At 37.5% G+C, this 15090-nt stretch carries 14 protein-coding genes and 1 pseudogene; all 15 read left to right on the top strand.

Features of this window, described 5'->3' with window-relative positions:
• Positions 1-45 precede the first annotated feature (45 nt).
• Entirely contained in the window at positions 46-300 is a 255-nt protein-coding gene (locus tag T8I65_RS09455) for a hypothetical protein (protein ID WP_322300407.1), read from the top strand.
• A 14-nt stretch (positions 301-314) separates the two neighbouring features.
• Positions 315-1691 (top strand): MBL fold metallo-hydrolase, encoded by a 1377-nt coding sequence (locus T8I65_RS09450; protein WP_322300406.1) that lies wholly within the window; start codon positions 315-317, stop codon positions 1689-1691.
• Between the two features lie 28 nt (positions 1692-1719).
• Positions 1720-3222 carry a thymidine phosphorylase family protein gene (locus tag T8I65_RS09445; protein ID WP_083645385.1) on the top strand — a complete coding sequence of 501 codons (1503 nt, stop codon included), beginning with the start codon at positions 1720-1722 and terminating at the stop codon, positions 3220-3222.
• Positions 3223-3232: 10 nt separating this feature from the next.
• Positions 3233-4126 (top strand): ribose-phosphate pyrophosphokinase, encoded by an 894-nt coding sequence (locus T8I65_RS09440; protein ID WP_026754852.1) that lies wholly within the window; start codon positions 3233-3235, stop codon positions 4124-4126.
• Positions 4123-4767 carry a hypothetical protein gene (locus T8I65_RS09435; protein ID WP_241552017.1) on the top strand — a complete coding sequence of 215 codons (645 nt, stop codon included), beginning with the start codon at positions 4123-4125 and terminating at the stop codon, positions 4765-4767. Before T8I65_RS09440 ends, T8I65_RS09435 begins: the two co-directional genes overlap by 4 nt.
• A 7-nt stretch (positions 4768-4774) precedes the next feature.
• Positions 4775-5068 carry a hypothetical protein gene (locus T8I65_RS09430; RefSeq protein ID WP_015266947.1) on the top strand — a complete coding sequence of 98 codons (294 nt, stop codon included), beginning with the start codon at positions 4775-4777 and terminating at the stop codon, positions 5066-5068.
• Between the two features lie 18 nt (positions 5069-5086).
• Positions 5087-7189 (top strand): copper-translocating P-type ATPase, encoded by a 2103-nt coding sequence (locus tag T8I65_RS09425; RefSeq protein ID WP_322300405.1) that lies wholly within the window; start codon positions 5087-5089, stop codon positions 7187-7189.
• Positions 7190-8428 carry an MFS transporter gene (locus T8I65_RS09420; protein ID WP_322300404.1) on the top strand — a complete coding sequence of 413 codons (1239 nt, stop codon included), beginning with the start codon at positions 7190-7192 and terminating at the stop codon, positions 8426-8428.
• Positions 8429-8798: 370 nt separating this feature from the next.
• Positions 8799-8984 (top strand): hypothetical protein, encoded by a 186-nt coding sequence (locus T8I65_RS09415; RefSeq protein WP_236995810.1) that lies wholly within the window; start codon positions 8799-8801, stop codon positions 8982-8984.
• A gap of 901 nt (positions 8985-9885) precedes the next feature.
• Positions 9886-10431, top strand: a complete 546-nt coding sequence (locus T8I65_RS09410; RefSeq protein WP_322300403.1) for a DUF3347 domain-containing protein — start codon at positions 9886-9888, stop codon at positions 10429-10431.
• A 32-nt stretch (positions 10432-10463) separates the two neighbouring features.
• Positions 10464-10958: a DUF305 domain-containing protein gene (locus T8I65_RS09405; protein WP_322300402.1), complete on the top strand. Its 495-nt coding sequence runs from the start codon at positions 10464-10466 to the stop codon at positions 10956-10958.
• A 335-nt stretch (positions 10959-11293) separates the two neighbouring features.
• A pseudogene (locus tag T8I65_RS15770) lies at positions 11294-12600 on the top strand (APC family permease).
• A 110-nt stretch (positions 12601-12710) separates the two neighbouring features.
• Positions 12711-13241 (top strand): multicopper oxidase domain-containing protein, encoded by a 531-nt coding sequence (locus T8I65_RS09390; RefSeq protein ID WP_241552023.1) that lies wholly within the window; start codon positions 12711-12713, stop codon positions 13239-13241.
• 15 nt (positions 13242-13256) lie between these two features.
• Positions 13257-14393 carry a multicopper oxidase family protein gene (locus T8I65_RS09385; RefSeq protein ID WP_322300399.1) on the top strand — a complete coding sequence of 379 codons (1137 nt, stop codon included), beginning with the start codon at positions 13257-13259 and terminating at the stop codon, positions 14391-14393.
• Positions 14394-14476: 83 nt separating this feature from the next.
• The gene (locus T8I65_RS09380; RefSeq protein WP_322300398.1) at positions 14477-15082 is read left to right on the top strand and encodes a hypothetical protein; all 606 of its coding nucleotides are present in this window, start codon (positions 14477-14479) and stop codon (positions 15080-15082) included.
• Positions 15083-15090: the final 8 nt, after the last annotated feature.

Here is a 15090-nt window from a genome sequence, read left to right as displayed (position 1 = left end):
CTGCCCGAGCGGGAATGACAACTAATAACAAAAAAAACAATACAGATGAAAACAGAAGAATTGCAAGAACAGAACAACCTAGATCTAGAGCCATTTTACCAGGCCTTGGAAGATGACCCGAAAATACTTGAAGAAGCATTGGAAATATTATTGGAAATGGTAAACTCCGAGCCAAAATCCATAAAAAAATTGGCGCTTCTTATAAAACAAGATTCCCGCAATCTATATAATGAAATAGTACAGGTATATAGATCGACCCAGGATAAAGGAAACCTGCCTTCCTGTTGTGGTGGACATTAATAAATAATATAAAGATGAAAAATAATAGATTAAACATCCACTTTTTGGGGGCGGCAGGCACCGTGACTGGCTCAAAATATTTGGTGGATACAGGAGATAGAAAGATACTTATAGACTGTGGCCTCTTCCAAGGGTTAAAGGAATTACGCCTTAAAAACTGGGAGTACCCACCTGTTAATGTAGGTGATATTGATGCTGTTTTGCTTACCCACGGTCATATGGACCATACAGGTTATTTACCCAGATTGGTAAAACAAGGCTTCAATGGTCCCATTTATGGTACGAATCCTACTTTGGACATTGCAAAAATCATTTTGAATGATAGTGCAAAAATACAGGAGCAAGAAGCCGAACGTGCCAATAAGGAAGGCTATTCCAAACACAGTCCCGCAGAACCATTATACGATTTAAAGGATGTAGAAAAAACTATCCCACACTTTAAAGGAATTCCACAATCACAATGGATTCCGTTATTTGATGGTATTAGGGCTCGCTTCCAATACAACGGACATATTCTTGGTGCAACCTATATTGAGTTGGATGTGCACGGAAAACGTTTTGTCTTTTCAGGAGACATTGGTAGAACCAATGATTTATTGCTCTATCCACCCCTTAAACCAAAAAAAGCGGATGTGCTTTTCATTGAATCCACTTATGGTGGAAGGTTTCATCCCGATGAAATAGAAGCACTTCCGCAGATTGAAAAATTGGTCAATGACACTATCAATAGAGGTGGCAGCCTATTTGTTCCAAGTTTTTCAGTAGAACGCGCCCAACTGATGATGGTGATTTTTTGGAAATTATTGAAAGAGAAGAAAATCCCAAAAGTACGAATGATAATGGACAGCCCAATGGGCGCTAGTGTATTGGAATTGTTTCATCGCACAAGGGACTGGCACAGACTAGATGAGAATGAATGTGATGAAATGTGTTCACATTTTACGGTCGTAAGCAGTTATCGGGAAACTATGGAATTACGAACCGATAACAAACCAAAAATTGTGATTGCAGGAAGCGGAATGCTTACTGGCGGAAGAATGCTCAACTATCTCGAAACCCAAGCACAAAATTCAAACAACACTTTGCTCTTTGTGGGTTATCAGGCCGAAGGTACTCGGGGAAGAAAATTATTGGAAGGTGATAAGGAATTGAAAGTGTACGGAAAATGGGTGCCGTTTCATATGGAAGTTGCAGAAATTGAAGGGCTTTCGGCACACGCAGACCACGCAGAGCTTATGGACTGGATGGACAGTATAAAAAACAAACCCGAACGTATTTTCATTGTACACGGTGAAAAAGAGAGTGCAGAAGCATTGCAAAAAGGCATCAAGGAAACCTATGGGTGGGATGCAGAAATTCCGCAATTATACACCATCGAAGAAATAGAATAAATCGAAAAATCACAACAACCAATAAAATATGGACACACACTCAAACATATTAAAATATAAACATCTCGGAATCTATACCCAAAACGAAAATGTAGTGTATATGCGCGAAGATTGCCACGTCTGTATTTCAGAAGGGTTTGAGGCACTTACCCGAATAAGAATATCCAACGCAAGTACATCAATCGTGGCAAGTCTTAATGTTTTGAATTCTGATATCTTGTTGCACAATGAAATCGGACTATCAGATGCTGCTGCGAAAAAACTCAATGTGTCCCAAAATGATACATTGTATGTTTCCCATTTAGAACCTATAGAATCGTTAAGCCACGTCAGGGCAAAAATCTATAACAAAAAACTGGATTATAAGGCCTATAACAACATCATAACCGATATCGTGGAAGGCGATTATTCCAACATCCACCTTTCGGCATTTATTACTGCCTGTGCTGGCGACCGAATGGATATTGATGAAATATCCGACCTAACGAAAGCAATGATTGCTTCCGGAAAGCAACTGAACTGGAACAAGGATATCGTGGTCGACAAACATTGCATTGGTGGATTGCCTGGCAATAGGACAACACCATTGGTAGTTGCCATTGTTGCCGCGTATGGGCTTACTATGCCAAAAACATCCTCACGGGCAATCACTTCGCCAGCAGGCACAGCAGATACAATGGAAGTACTGACCAATGTTACGCTCTCTTCCGAGGAAATAAAGACCGTAGTAGAAAAAGAAGGCGGATGTTTTGTTTGGGGCGGTACAGCGCAGTTAAGTCCTGCCGATGATGTGCTCATTAAAATTGAAAAAGCCTTGGATATTGATAGCGAAGGTCAGCTCATCGCTTCAGTACTCTCTAAAAAGGCAGCAGCTGGTTCTACTCACGTGGTCATTGATATTCCCGTGGGAGAAACCGCCAAGGTTCGCAGTACCGAAATGGGAGAAAAACTAAAAAATCATATGGAAACCGTTGGAACTGCTGTTGGGTTGAATGTAAAAGTTGTAGTTACGGATGGCACGCAGCCTGTTGGAAGGGGTATCGGTCCAACTTTAGAAGCCATAGATATATTAAAAGTTTTGAAAAATGAGGAAGATGCACCTAAAGACTTAACAGAAAGAGCATTGCTTTTAGCTACTGAACTATTAGAACTTTCTGGAAAAGTAGAAAAAGGAAAGGGACAGGAAACCGCACATAAAATTCTCAAATCTGGAAAAGCATATGAAAAATTCGTAGCCATTTGTAAGGCGCAAGGTCAATTTTCAAAACCAGTTTTAGCACCTTATAAAATTGAAATTAAAGCTGAAAAGTCAGGCGTTTTGCAACGAATTGATAACCGTAAAATTGCAAAACTGGCCAAGCTTTCTGGAGCACCACAATCTAAATCGGCAGGGATTCTTCTAAATGTGCATTTGGGAGAACAAATCGAAGAGAACCAACTGCTTTATACCATATATGCTGAATCCAAAGGTGAACTTAATTATGCCTTGGAATATGAAAACAACCATAACGACATCATAACTATAAATTAAAGAACATACTATGAAAACAATATTATTCAGTCTTCCCGGAAATGAAGAACTCACAGAACTAATGGCTACAAAAATGGATGCTGAAGTGGGCAAAGCCACTTTGCGTAAATTCCCTGATGGGGAATCCTATACACGTATCTTATCTGATGTTAAAGACAAATGTGTTGTACTGGTATGCACCTTGCACGAACCAGACGAAAAACTATTGCCCCTTTATTTTTTAAGTCATACTGCCAAATCATTAGGGGCAATGTGCACCTGTTTGGTAGCGCCCTATTTGGCATATATGAGGCAGGACAAAGTATTTAATGAAGGCGAAGGGGTAACTTCTGGTTTCTTTGGAAAATTGATTTCAGGTTTTGCCGATAGCATTACCACGGTTGACCCTCACTTGCACAGAATTAGTTCGTTGGGAGAAGTGTATCAAATTCCAAATAAAGTGATTCACGCTGCCGATGCCATTTCAGAATGGATAAAAGAAAACATCGAAAACCCAGTACTTATCGGTCCCGATTCTGAAAGTGAACAATGGGTTTCAGAAGTCGCCAAAAATGCAGGAGCACCATTTACAGTATTACAAAAGGTGCGTCACGGTGACCGTGATGTAGAAGTCTCTGTTCCCGATGTGGATATCTATAAAGATGCTACACCCATTTTGGTAGATGATATTATTTCCACAGCCCGAACAATGATTGAAACCGTACAACATCTTAAAAAGGCAGGAATGAAACCACCTATTTGCGTCGGTATTCACGCCGTTTTTTCAGGAAATGCCTATCAAGATTTATTGGATTCCGGAGTGGAAAAAATAGTGACGTGCAATACCATCCCACATTCTTCAAATGGAATAGATTTGAGTGATATTATGGCGAAAGAGGTAAAAAAATTAATGCATCACATATGAGAAAACAAGGCTTCATAGTACTAATCACTTTATTCAGTATCACAATGACTGGACAAACTGAAATGCTTATTGGGCAGATTTCGGGTAGAGTTGTTGTTCGAGAAAATTTTGATGAAGAAGGCTCTTTTCTAAACAAACAAACTTTTGAAGCTGGTGAAACAATAAAGAAAAATGGATACTATGAAATTGAGGTGGTTACGGAATTGTTTGATCGTGACAAAAAATCGACCGATAAATACACCACAACCTATCGCTGTAAACCTGATGAAGCGAGTATAAGGGTAATGGCTTTTCCTTTTTCAAACCCAAAATCAAAGGAGACCGAAATTAATACCACCTCTAAAAAATTTAAAGACCTCTACGATTTGGACAATCTTGAAGATATAGAATTGGAAATGACTTTTGATTCAGGACTGCTGGATTTTTTTGGTTCAAAAAGCATCATAAAGATTTACGACCGAACATTGAAGGACAACAAAACCAACATTAATTCAAAAATAAATATTAAGGCTTATGCTTGGGGCATTCGCATTAAGCAACTCAACTATACCGTTAACGAAAAATTAAACGGGAATGGTTTATTGACCTTTCAGAAATTTACAGAAGAAGATAATAGTTATTTTACAATGACTTATAAATAAAATAAAAATGAACAATTACGACACCCTTTCAGAAGCAATAAACGATTTACAGCGAAAAGGTTATACATACGATTTTAACCTAAAACCAGAATGTTTGGAGTGTGCCTCACTAAAAATTGAAATACACCCAGAAGATTTTAATGTTGACGAGATGCATCGTTTTGAAGGTATGAGCAGTACCGATGATAACAGTGTGCTTTATGCTATTTCATCAAAAAATGGGATTAAAGGACTTTTGGTAGATGCCTATGGCGTCTATGCCGAAAACATTTCGGAAGCTATGAGAAAAAAATTACGATAACACTTAAACAAGACAATAATGGAAAATCACGAACACCACAATCACGATGAAATGGACCATTCTAAAATGGACCATTCGAAGATGAAACACAAAAAAGAAGACCATTCTAAAATGAACCACAAAGGTGGGGACCATTCGGGTCACAATCCGGGTCACGGTCAAATGGGTCACGACCATCATAAAATGATGATTGCAGACTTTAGAAAACGGTTTTGGGTAACACTCGTGCTTACCATCCCTATATTGTTCTTCTCACCAATGATTCAGGAATTTTTTGGTTATGAATTTTTACTTCCAGGAAATCCATACATCCTTTTTGCACTTTCCACTGTTGTATATTTTTATGGTGGTTGGCCATTTTTAAAAGGGTTTTGGTCTGAAGTCAAAAAAGGTGCACCAGGAATGATGACCTTGATTTCTATGGCAATTTCCGTAGCTTATTTTTATAGTACAGCTACTGTATTTGGCTTAAGAGGTGAAGACTTTTTCTGGGAACTATCAACACTTATAGCCATAATGTTGCTTGGTCATTGGATAGAAATGAAAAGTGTGTTAGGTGCATCAAAAGCCTTGCAGTTACTGGTAAGTATGATGCCTGCGGAAGCGCACAGGGTAAAAGGTGACACCATAGAAGACATTCCTTTGGAAGATTTACTAAAAGATGATGTGATTTTGGTAAAACCAGGTGAAAAAGTTCCCGCTGATGGGATTATAGTAGACGGTTCAAGTTACCTAAATGAATCTATGCTTACAGGCGAATCCAAACCTGTAAAAAAAGATGAAAACGATAAGGTTATTGGTGGTTCTGTAAATGGCAATAGCACCTTAAAAGTAAAAGTTGAACATACTGGAAAAGACAGCTATCTAAACAAGGTCATTAAGATGGTCGAGGAAGCGCAAAAAACCAAATCGAAGATGCAAAACCTATCAGATAGGGCTGCAAAATGGCTAACCTATATCGCTTTGGCTATTGGTTTTGGAACATTAGCAGTATGGCTGATTTTAGGCTTTCCATTTGTCTATGCTTTAGAAAGAATGGTTACTGTTATGGTAATTGCTTGTCCACACGCATTAGGGCTTGCCATTCCGCTTGTGGTTGCTATTTCTACCGCTGTATCTGCTCAAAATGGATTGCTTATCCGAAATAGAACAGCTTTTGAAGAGTCCAGAAAAATTTCAGCTTTGCTTTTTGATAAAACAGGAACACTAACCAAGGGTGATTTTGGTGTCACTCGAATTGAGTCTGTTAACGAGACTTATTCAACAGAGGAAATTTTAAGACTTTCAAGTGCATTGGAACAAAGCTCAGAACACCCTATTGCAGTTGGTATTATCAAAAAAGTAAAAGAAGATAATATTACTATCCCTAGCCCAGAAAACTTCAATGCTATTACTGGTAAAGGTGTAGAGGCAAATGTGGAAGGCAAACAAGTTAAGGTAGTAAGTCCAGGCTATCTAAGAGATGAGAAAATTACTATTCCTGAAGATGCTTACAGCGATGCAGCGGAAACTGTAGTGTTTGTTTTAATTGATGGAAAATTGGCCGGTTACATCGCCCTTGCTGATGAAATAAGACCAGAATCTGCCGAGGCAATCAAAATATTTAAAACGAATAACATTAAAGTTCTAATGGCAACTGGTGATAATGAAAAAACCGCTAAAGCTGTGAGTGAAAAACTTGGATTGGATGGTTACTACGCCGAGGTATTGCCACATCAAAAAGTTGAAATTGTAGAAGAGTTACAGAACAAAGGTGATTTTGTAGCTATGACGGGTGATGGTGTAAATGATGCGCCCGCGCTCGCAAAAGCCGATGTAGGAATTGCAGTAGGCTCAGGTACAGATGTAGCAGCTGAAACTGCCGATATTATTCTGGTCAACAGTAATCCACAAGATATTGCCAACCTAATTTTATTTGGAAAAGCGACCTACAATAAAATGATTCAGAATTTGATTTGGGCTACGGGATACAATGTCGTGGCTATTCCTCTAGCAGCTGGTGTATTATATTCTTCAGGCTTTGTTTTAGGTCCTGCGGTTGGTGCGGTATTTATGAGTTTGAGTACAATTATAGTGGCTATTAATGCGCAGTTATTGAAGCGAAAAATCGGTAAAAAATAAATGGATAGAAAAGAAAAACTCAACAGGATATCTTTAATCCTGTTGAGTTTATTTGTAGTGATGTTGGGTTATGGTATTTTATTGCCAACCCTTCCCTACTATACCGAAAGATTAGCTTTAAAAGACAATCTCGACACCGATTTAATCAACTTCCATATTGGGGTGCTTACCAGCATTTATCCACTATTTCAATTAATTTTTGTTGTCGTTTGGGGAAAGTTATCTGACAGATATGGTCGTAAACCCGTCATTATTATTGGTTTGATTGGCTTTGTAATAATGCAATTGCTAACTGGGCTTGCAACATCACTAACGATGCTATATATCGCTCGGATTTTTGGCGGCATATTTACTTCATCAGTTATTCCTGTAAGCAACGCATATTTAAGTGATATTACTTCAGAAAAACGCAGAACGAAGATAATGGCCTGGTCTGGTGTAGCCATTAGTTCAGGGGTTATTTTTGGACCCGTTATCGGTGGCTTTCTTTCGCAATCAGACCTTCATTTTGAGTATGCAATTGGTCAACTACATTTAGGTAGATTTTCCACGCCGTTTCTATTTGCTGCATTATTAGGTTTTATTGTTTTAGTCATTGTTGTAAAATGGTTAAAAAATTCAGTTCGCATCCATAAATTTACAACTCAAAAATTCAGTTTTCACTTCTCGTTCAGCCAATATTTCCTTATTCTATTGGCCTTGTCATTTGTTATCCAATTTGTAGTGACCTTGTTTGAAACTGTTTTTTCAATCTACGGTAAAGACGAATTAGGGTTTAACAGCAATCAGGTTGGTATTGGTTTTATGCTGTGTGGTTCAATAATGGCTGTTTTGCAGCCTGTATTTGCCAGTTATGGGGAAAAGATTCTATCTGTGAAAAAGCAAATTGGCATTGGGTTATTCATTTCAGGAATTTCATTAATTGTCTTTCCTTTTTTCAAAAATGAATCTGTTGTGTACGGTTTAATTGTGGTGTTTGCTGCTGGTGGTGCTATGGTCACGCCAAATCTGTTGTCCGCTGTTTCATTAATCTCACAAGAAAATACGGGTAGAAATATTTCTATTCAAAGCTCAACCAATAGCATAGGCCAGATTTTGGGCCCGGTTATAGGAACTTGGTTAGTGGTGGGAGGGTTTTATTATCCATTTATTATTGCTGGTATTATTATTTTGGTTGCTATTGGATTATTATATTTTTTTAACAGTGTCCGGCAAAGAGATACAGATTTGGATTTATAACCTAATTTATTCCAATAGATCTGTCCTCTTTTGAATTTATCTTAAATACCACGGTCCCCTAGAACATTGTTATCTGTGAATCAGGCGGTTTGGTAGTAAGGTGGTCCCATCTCTAGGTTGGATTTTCCAAAAAAACTAAATCATTCGGTACAGGCATAGCATCGAAATAATAATGGACCAGACCCAGATTTTTTTATTTTTTGCACTATCAACATTAGTAGGCGCACAATCGGCCTGCACAATATTTGTATTTTAAAGGTATTTGAGCTGTTCCTATGAAAAATATTTCAGCGGGAAATTCTGCTTGATAAAAAAAATCAACTGATTCTATAATAAATTCTTGTTTTACAAGGTTTTAAATCTTAACTGTATGGCAAATTTAAAGATTATTTTGAGAAAAAACATGAAAAAGAAAGAAGGAAGAATACCTCTGGCCTTAAGAATTAGCCAAAATTATAAAACGAATTATGTCTGGCGAGAACAATCTGTTTTTGAAAAAGATTGGGATGACGTTTCTGGTAAGATAAAAAGACTCATCCGGATTTTAAGAAGTTAAATAACTTTTTGATGAAAAGGAAGTTTGAAGTCAATGATAATTATTTCAATTCCAAGAAAAAATTATTCCGAAGCAAATAAAACAAAAATTAAAAGGGCAGATGGTTCTAAATCATTCTTTGCCAATGCCACCGAACATATTCAGAATAAATATGACCCCAGAGTTATTCAGTTGCTAAAGCGCTATAATATATAATATTTAAGAATTTATTGACTAGTCCTGAATAAAGCTAGGATTATAATTGATTACTATCGCCCAGATAAGAAATTAAATAACGGATATTTATTCCCTTTTTTACGGGAAGTAGATCAAACCCAAGCTGAACGAATTTATACAAGGACAAAGAGCACCACTAAACTTCTCAATAAATATTTAAAAAGAATAGCTAAACTCTGTGGCATTGATAAAACATTATCGAATCATATAGCCCGTCATAGTTTTGGAAATATTGCAGGTGATAGAATTCACCCTTTAATGCTGAAAAAATTATATAGACATAGTGATTTAAAAACCACTTTAAATTATCAGGCAAATTTTATCCATAGGGATGCTGATGAAGCTTTGGATAGTGTTATCAATTTTTGATTTGGTAATTTGAAATTTATTATTCCTTCTCCATAGAATCTATAATTCATTTCTTATAAAATGTCACTTTTTTGTTAAATAAACTTAATTGTGAAAGTTTTTCCCATAAAAACATAAGAAATTGATTTCATCGATTTTTAATTTTGCTATTCCTTAGAAGCAAGCTCACTTTAATTAACCTTTAGCTAAAATATATTTATCTCTCTCAATTCAATCGATGTTGAGAATTATAACAAATACTACAATTTTTTAATTAATTTAAATAAATAGAGGTGTAAAAAAATCAACCTAACCAATTAACCAAACCATTAATATTATGAGATCTATCATTAAGTTGGGAATTGCTCCCTTATTAGTTTTACTATTAGCTTCCTGTGTGGATAAAAAAGAAACCCAATCTGTCGAAGTAAACACGCCTCAGGAAGTGAAAAAAAATGAAGAAAAAACCGCAGATGTTGCCGATCAGGATTTTATAGATGGTATGACGGGGAAGATCTGGCATAATTACCTGGAAATTAAAATGGCACTTACCAATGATGACTCCGGCCAGGCAAAGGATGCAGCGAAAAGTATGGCCGATTCTTTCTCAGAAGAGCGTGCAGAATTAAAATCTATCGCTGAGCAATTGGGAGACACTGATGATATTGGGGAGCAGAGAAGATTATTTTCAAAGTTTACAGAATTGGCTGGGCCTATGTTTGAGGAAGCCCTATCCGGTGGGACCATTTACAAGAAATTCTGTCCTATGGCTTTTAATAATGATGGTGCATACTGGTATGCTGATGTAGAGGAGATTAAAAATCCATATTTCGGTGATAAAATGCTGAATTGTGGTTCCGTAAAAAAAACTATAGAAAAGTAAAATTTCCCAATAAACCTTAAAAACCCAATTAGATGAATTCAGAAAATAACAATAACCACAATTCTGGTGGAAGCAATTATGGTCGGTTTTTCCTAATGCTCGGCCTGTCTTTCGTAGCCATGTATATCACGATGTATCTTAATACTTATGAATATGATCATGTGTACTTTAGTTTAACCCGTTTCTATATGACCTGTCTGGGAATAGCGGCTATGGCAGTAATCATGTTATCTCTTATGCTGAAAATGTATAAAAGTAAGAAGAAGAATATCGCTATTTATATCGGTAGCCTCGTGTTATTTGTTTCAGCCTTAGGTCTGGTAAGAGCACAACGACCTATTATTGGGGATGTTTTATATATGAAGGCTATGATCCCCCACCATTCCATTGCGATATTAACCAGTAAAAGGGCAGATATTAAAGATCCTGAAACCAAAAAACTAGCCGAGGAGATCATTGAAGCACAGAAACGCGAAATTGCCCAAATGAAGAAGATCATTTATCGACTGAAAAACGAGGAGAATTAATCTGAATATTTTACAGCTCTTACATTAAGGAAGGAAATCTCTTGGAGAGAGTGAAGTTAAAAATTAAGAAAATTATATGCGAGAACTGATAAAAATGAATTTGCTAGATCTCTTTCTTATGGGAGTAAGTACAGTTTTTAGTCAACAGGAAAGACGAATACCAGATAGATTTTGGCTGGGTGAATGATCTTCCTGAAGGTTCAAATTTTGAAAATGAAACTATCTGGCAAGTGGGGATGGAATATGTAGTGAGCAAAACAATCCAGGTAATTGGTAGTTATGATAACCGCTTTCGGGCGGGACCGGTTTAGAAATCTGGTTTTAAGATATACAATATGTCAAATTACAAAAAAAACAGTTTAAGTCTGATAGGAGCCATTTCTATGGGTACCAATGTTATGATTGGTGCAGGAATCTTTGCGCTTCTTGGTCAAGTGGCAGAACTTTCTGGTGAGTATTTTCCAATAGCTTTTATTGTGGGTGGAATTATATCAGGATTTAGTGCTTATTCCTATAACAAGATGTCTAATGCGCCATCTGCAGGAGGTATCGCCATGTATTTGGAGAAAGCATATGGAAAGGGACTTGTAACTGCTTTTGCAGCTTTACTGATGACGTTCTCTATGATTATTAATGAAAGTCTGGTGGCCAGGACCTTTGGTAGTTATACTTTGCAATTGTTCGATGCGCCAAAAGACAGTTATCTCATTCCCGTTTTAGGAGTAAGCTTACTCATTTTAGCCTTTGTAATTAACATTTCAGGTAATAAAGTAATAGGGAAATCCTCCCTAGCCATGGCGATCCTCAAAACCGGTGGATTATTGATCTTTGCCGGAGGAGCTATATATGCTTCGGGTTTTGTAGTATCAGATTTAGTACCTTCAGGAGATACCGGCGGGGAAAGGGGAGTTATGGAATATCTTGGAGCACTTGCCTTATCGATCCTCGCTTATAAGGGTTTTACGACGATCACCAACAGTGGAGGTGAAATTGTTAATCCGCATAAAAATGTAAGCAGGACCATTGTCATATCTTTATTGATCTGCGGGGTGACCTATTTACTGGTTTCCTGGGGGGTTATTTCCAATTTAAGTATTCCTGAAATAATTGAAGCAAAGGATTATAGTCTTGCGGAAGCATCGAGGCCTTTATTTGGCCAATTTGGTTTATGGTTTCTATAGCCATAATCGCTACGATTTCAGGGGTTATTGCCAGCGTATTCGCGGTGTCAAGAATGACGGCTATGCTTACCGATATGAAGCTAATCCCACATAGCCATTTTGGCATGAAAGGAAGTATTCAAAAGCATATGCTGGTGTATATTATAGTAATTGCTATTGTGCTTACTATCTTTTTCGATCTTTCCAGGATAGCCTCTCTTGGGGCAATTTATTACTTGGTTATGGATATTATTATTCACTGGGGGGTGCTTACCAAAATGAGAGAAGATATAAAGGCGAAAGCTTGGATCGTAATTAGTGCCATAATTCTGGATCTAGTGGTATTAAGTTCTTTTGTTTTTATTAAAATAGAAAGGGATCCTGCACTTATTTGGATAGCATTTGGTTCTATGTTGCTTATATTTCTAGGTGAAAGATGGTTTTTAAATCGAAAACTTCCGGAAAAAGGATTGGCGAATTAGGAGCTGTTAGTTAGTTACGACTTTTTAAATTGTCGAGCTACCTAAAATTTAAGGAGGGCTGTAACCCTTCTTAAACTGAGATTGTTACGGATGCCATTCAAAATTTTATTATGATGAAAAAAAACGTAAACAGAAGGAATTTTATACAAACTGCAAGCCTGGCAGCAGCAGGTTTCTATGTAATGCCTTTTTTTGCCTCTTGTAAATCTGATACATCCACCCGGCATCCAGAGACGGGGAATAAAATGAATAAGGATTTTATTGCCGATTTAGATATACAACTAACCGCATCACCTTCTCAGACCAACATCTTTCCAGACAAAAGTACCAATACATATTCCTATAAAGCATCTATTATAAAAGGAAGTGAGGATAATTTACAAAATATAGAGGGTAGCTATTTAGGACCTGTTATTCGGGTAAAGAAAGGGGATAAGGTTAGGGTGAGGTATGAAAACCAGATTCCCGCTGAATCTATAGTACACTGGCACGGCCTGCATGTATCTCACGAGAATGATGGCCACCCAGAGCATGTAATAGGTGAAGGCGACACCTATTACTATGAGTTTGAAGTGATGAACAGGGCTGGTACTTATTGGTTTCATCCCCATCCGCATAGGCATACCGGGGAACAGGTTTAACAGGGGCTAGCAGGTTTGTTTATCGTTTCTGATAAAGAAGAAGAAAAATTAAATCTACCCCAGGGTGAATATGACATTCCTGTGGTGATACAGGACAGGACTTTTGATGATAATAAGCAACTCCAATACCTTGGCGATGGTCAGATGGATCGAATGCAGGGTTTTTTAGGTGAGCAAATATTGATCAATGGTAAAATTGATAATACCCTGGACCTGAGCGCAAACGGGAAATATCGGCTAAGACTCTTAAACGGTTCCAATTCCCGCGCCTATAAATTGGCATGGGATCATGGCGAAGCGATAACTGTATTTGGTGTAGATGGAGGTCTGCTGGATGCGCCAAAAAATTTGCCCTATCTAATTTTAGGGCCTGCACAGCGGGTAGATGTTTGGCTGGATTTATCTGCGGAAGCAGAAAATAGCAACTTTAAACTGGTTCATTTACCCATGCCATTGGATAATATAATGGGTGGTGGCATGATGAATGGCGGTATGATGGGAAATAGCAGTAGCGAGCACTTGCCTTATGACACTCAGTTTGATATTCTGGAAATAAAGGTGGGGGCTTCCGCAGAAAATGATGCTCAACTGCCTGGTGAGCTCAGTTCTTTGGATTCATTAGCGGCTACAGATGCCATTAATAAAAGCAATCCCAGAACTTTCACTTTTGCTATGGGCGGAATGATGAAATGGACCATTAATGGGCGTATCTATAACGGCACTGAAGTAGCCGAAGAAGAGACTGTGAAATTAGATACTACCGAAATCTGGCGTATCAATAATGGAAACCAGTTTTCTTCAGATTCTGATGATGACAGTGGAATGATGGGCGGAGGAATGCATGGCAATGGCGGAATGATGGGCGGTGAAGGAGGTATGGGAAATATGATGCAAATGCCACACCCGGTTCATATTCACCAGTTACAATTTAATATTCTTAACCGGAAGACTGAAGAAGTAGACCAGAAACTCTGGGAGCTTACTAAAGACGGTTTTATTAACGAAGGCTGGCAGGACAGTGTTTATCTATTGCCAGGTATGCAAATGGATTTGATCATGCGATTTGAAGATTTTAAAGGATTGTTTCTCTACCATTGCCACAATCTGGAGCATGAGGATATGGGCATGATGAGAAACTTTAAAATAGTTTAGCAAATACCGGAATCGAGGTTATCCTTGAAAGCTTAGTATTATTTAAAACAAAAACTTTTATCAACCATTTAAAACAAATTACAATGAAAACAATTTTAAAAGTAACTTTTTTAGTAGGAACTATTGCTACATTTATAAGTTGTAATGCAACTTTTAATGCCAGCGAAGCGATGGAAACACAGCAAAACAGAAATGCGGTTTATCAGGAAATCATCAGCAATCCGGCTCAATTCAATGAGCTTCTGGATCTGGCTGCCAACAATGAATTGGCAAAGAAAACATTGATGCAGAACCATATGCAAATGATGGAATCAGGGAAAATGGAAGCCATGATGAAGAAGAATCCTGAGATGAAGGGGAAAATGAAAAAAATGATGCAGGAAAAGATGGAAAAAGATCCCGAAATGAAAGAAATGATGGGGAAAATGATGATGAAGAAAATGAAGGAAAATCCAGAAATGAAAGAAAAAATGATGCATGAGATGATGCATTCCATGGAGAATGATCCTGAATTCAGAAAAAAAATGATGCAGGGAATGATGAAAAAAATGAAAGAAAACCCTGAAATGATGAAGGAAATGATGGAAAAAATGCATGACGATCCTGAAATGATGGAAAAAATGAAACAACATATGAACAAATCCAAAAAAGAAGGGGAGAAGCATAAAGACCATAAACAGAAACCATAATTTTTGAA

The sequence above is a fragment of the Christiangramia sp. OXR-203 genome, from assembly GCF_034372165.1.
Classification (GTDB): Bacteria; Bacteroidota; Bacteroidia; order Flavobacteriales; family Flavobacteriaceae; genus Christiangramia.
This window is presented reverse-complemented; position numbering and strand designations above follow the sequence as displayed.

Bases quoted from the DNA above. Each gene is read 5' to 3' on its own strand.
- T8I65_RS09455 (WP_322300407.1), top strand. From the start codon at position 46: ATGAAAACAGAAGAATTGCAAGAACAGAACAACCTAGATCTAGAGCCA.
- T8I65_RS09450 (WP_322300406.1), top strand. From the start codon at position 315: ATGAAAAATAATAGATTAAACATCCACTTTTTGGGGGCGGCAGGCACC.
- T8I65_RS09445 (WP_083645385.1), top strand. From the start codon at position 1,720: ATGGACACACACTCAAACATATTAAAATATAAACATCTCGGAATCTAT.
- T8I65_RS09440 (WP_026754852.1), top strand. From the start codon at position 3,233: ATGAAAACAATATTATTCAGTCTTCCCGGAAATGAAGAACTCACAGAA.
- T8I65_RS09435 (WP_241552017.1), top strand. From the start codon at position 4,123: ATGAGAAAACAAGGCTTCATAGTACTAATCACTTTATTCAGTATCACA.
- T8I65_RS09430 (WP_015266947.1), top strand. From the start codon at position 4,775: ATGAACAATTACGACACCCTTTCAGAAGCAATAAACGATTTACAGCGA.
- T8I65_RS09425 (WP_322300405.1), top strand. From the start codon at position 5,087: ATGGAAAATCACGAACACCACAATCACGATGAAATGGACCATTCTAAA.
- T8I65_RS09420 (WP_322300404.1), top strand. From the start codon at position 7,190: ATGGATAGAAAAGAAAAACTCAACAGGATATCTTTAATCCTGTTGAGT.
- T8I65_RS09415 (WP_236995810.1), top strand. From the start codon at position 8,799: ATGGCAAATTTAAAGATTATTTTGAGAAAAAACATGAAAAAGAAAGAA.
- T8I65_RS09410 (WP_322300403.1), top strand. From the start codon at position 9,886: ATGAGATCTATCATTAAGTTGGGAATTGCTCCCTTATTAGTTTTACTA.
- T8I65_RS09405 (WP_322300402.1), top strand. From the start codon at position 10,464: ATGAATTCAGAAAATAACAATAACCACAATTCTGGTGGAAGCAATTAT.
- T8I65_RS09390 (WP_241552023.1), top strand. From the start codon at position 12,711: ATGATGAAAAAAAACGTAAACAGAAGGAATTTTATACAAACTGCAAGC.
- T8I65_RS09380 (WP_322300398.1), top strand. From the start codon at position 14,477: ATGAAAACAATTTTAAAAGTAACTTTTTTAGTAGGAACTATTGCTACA.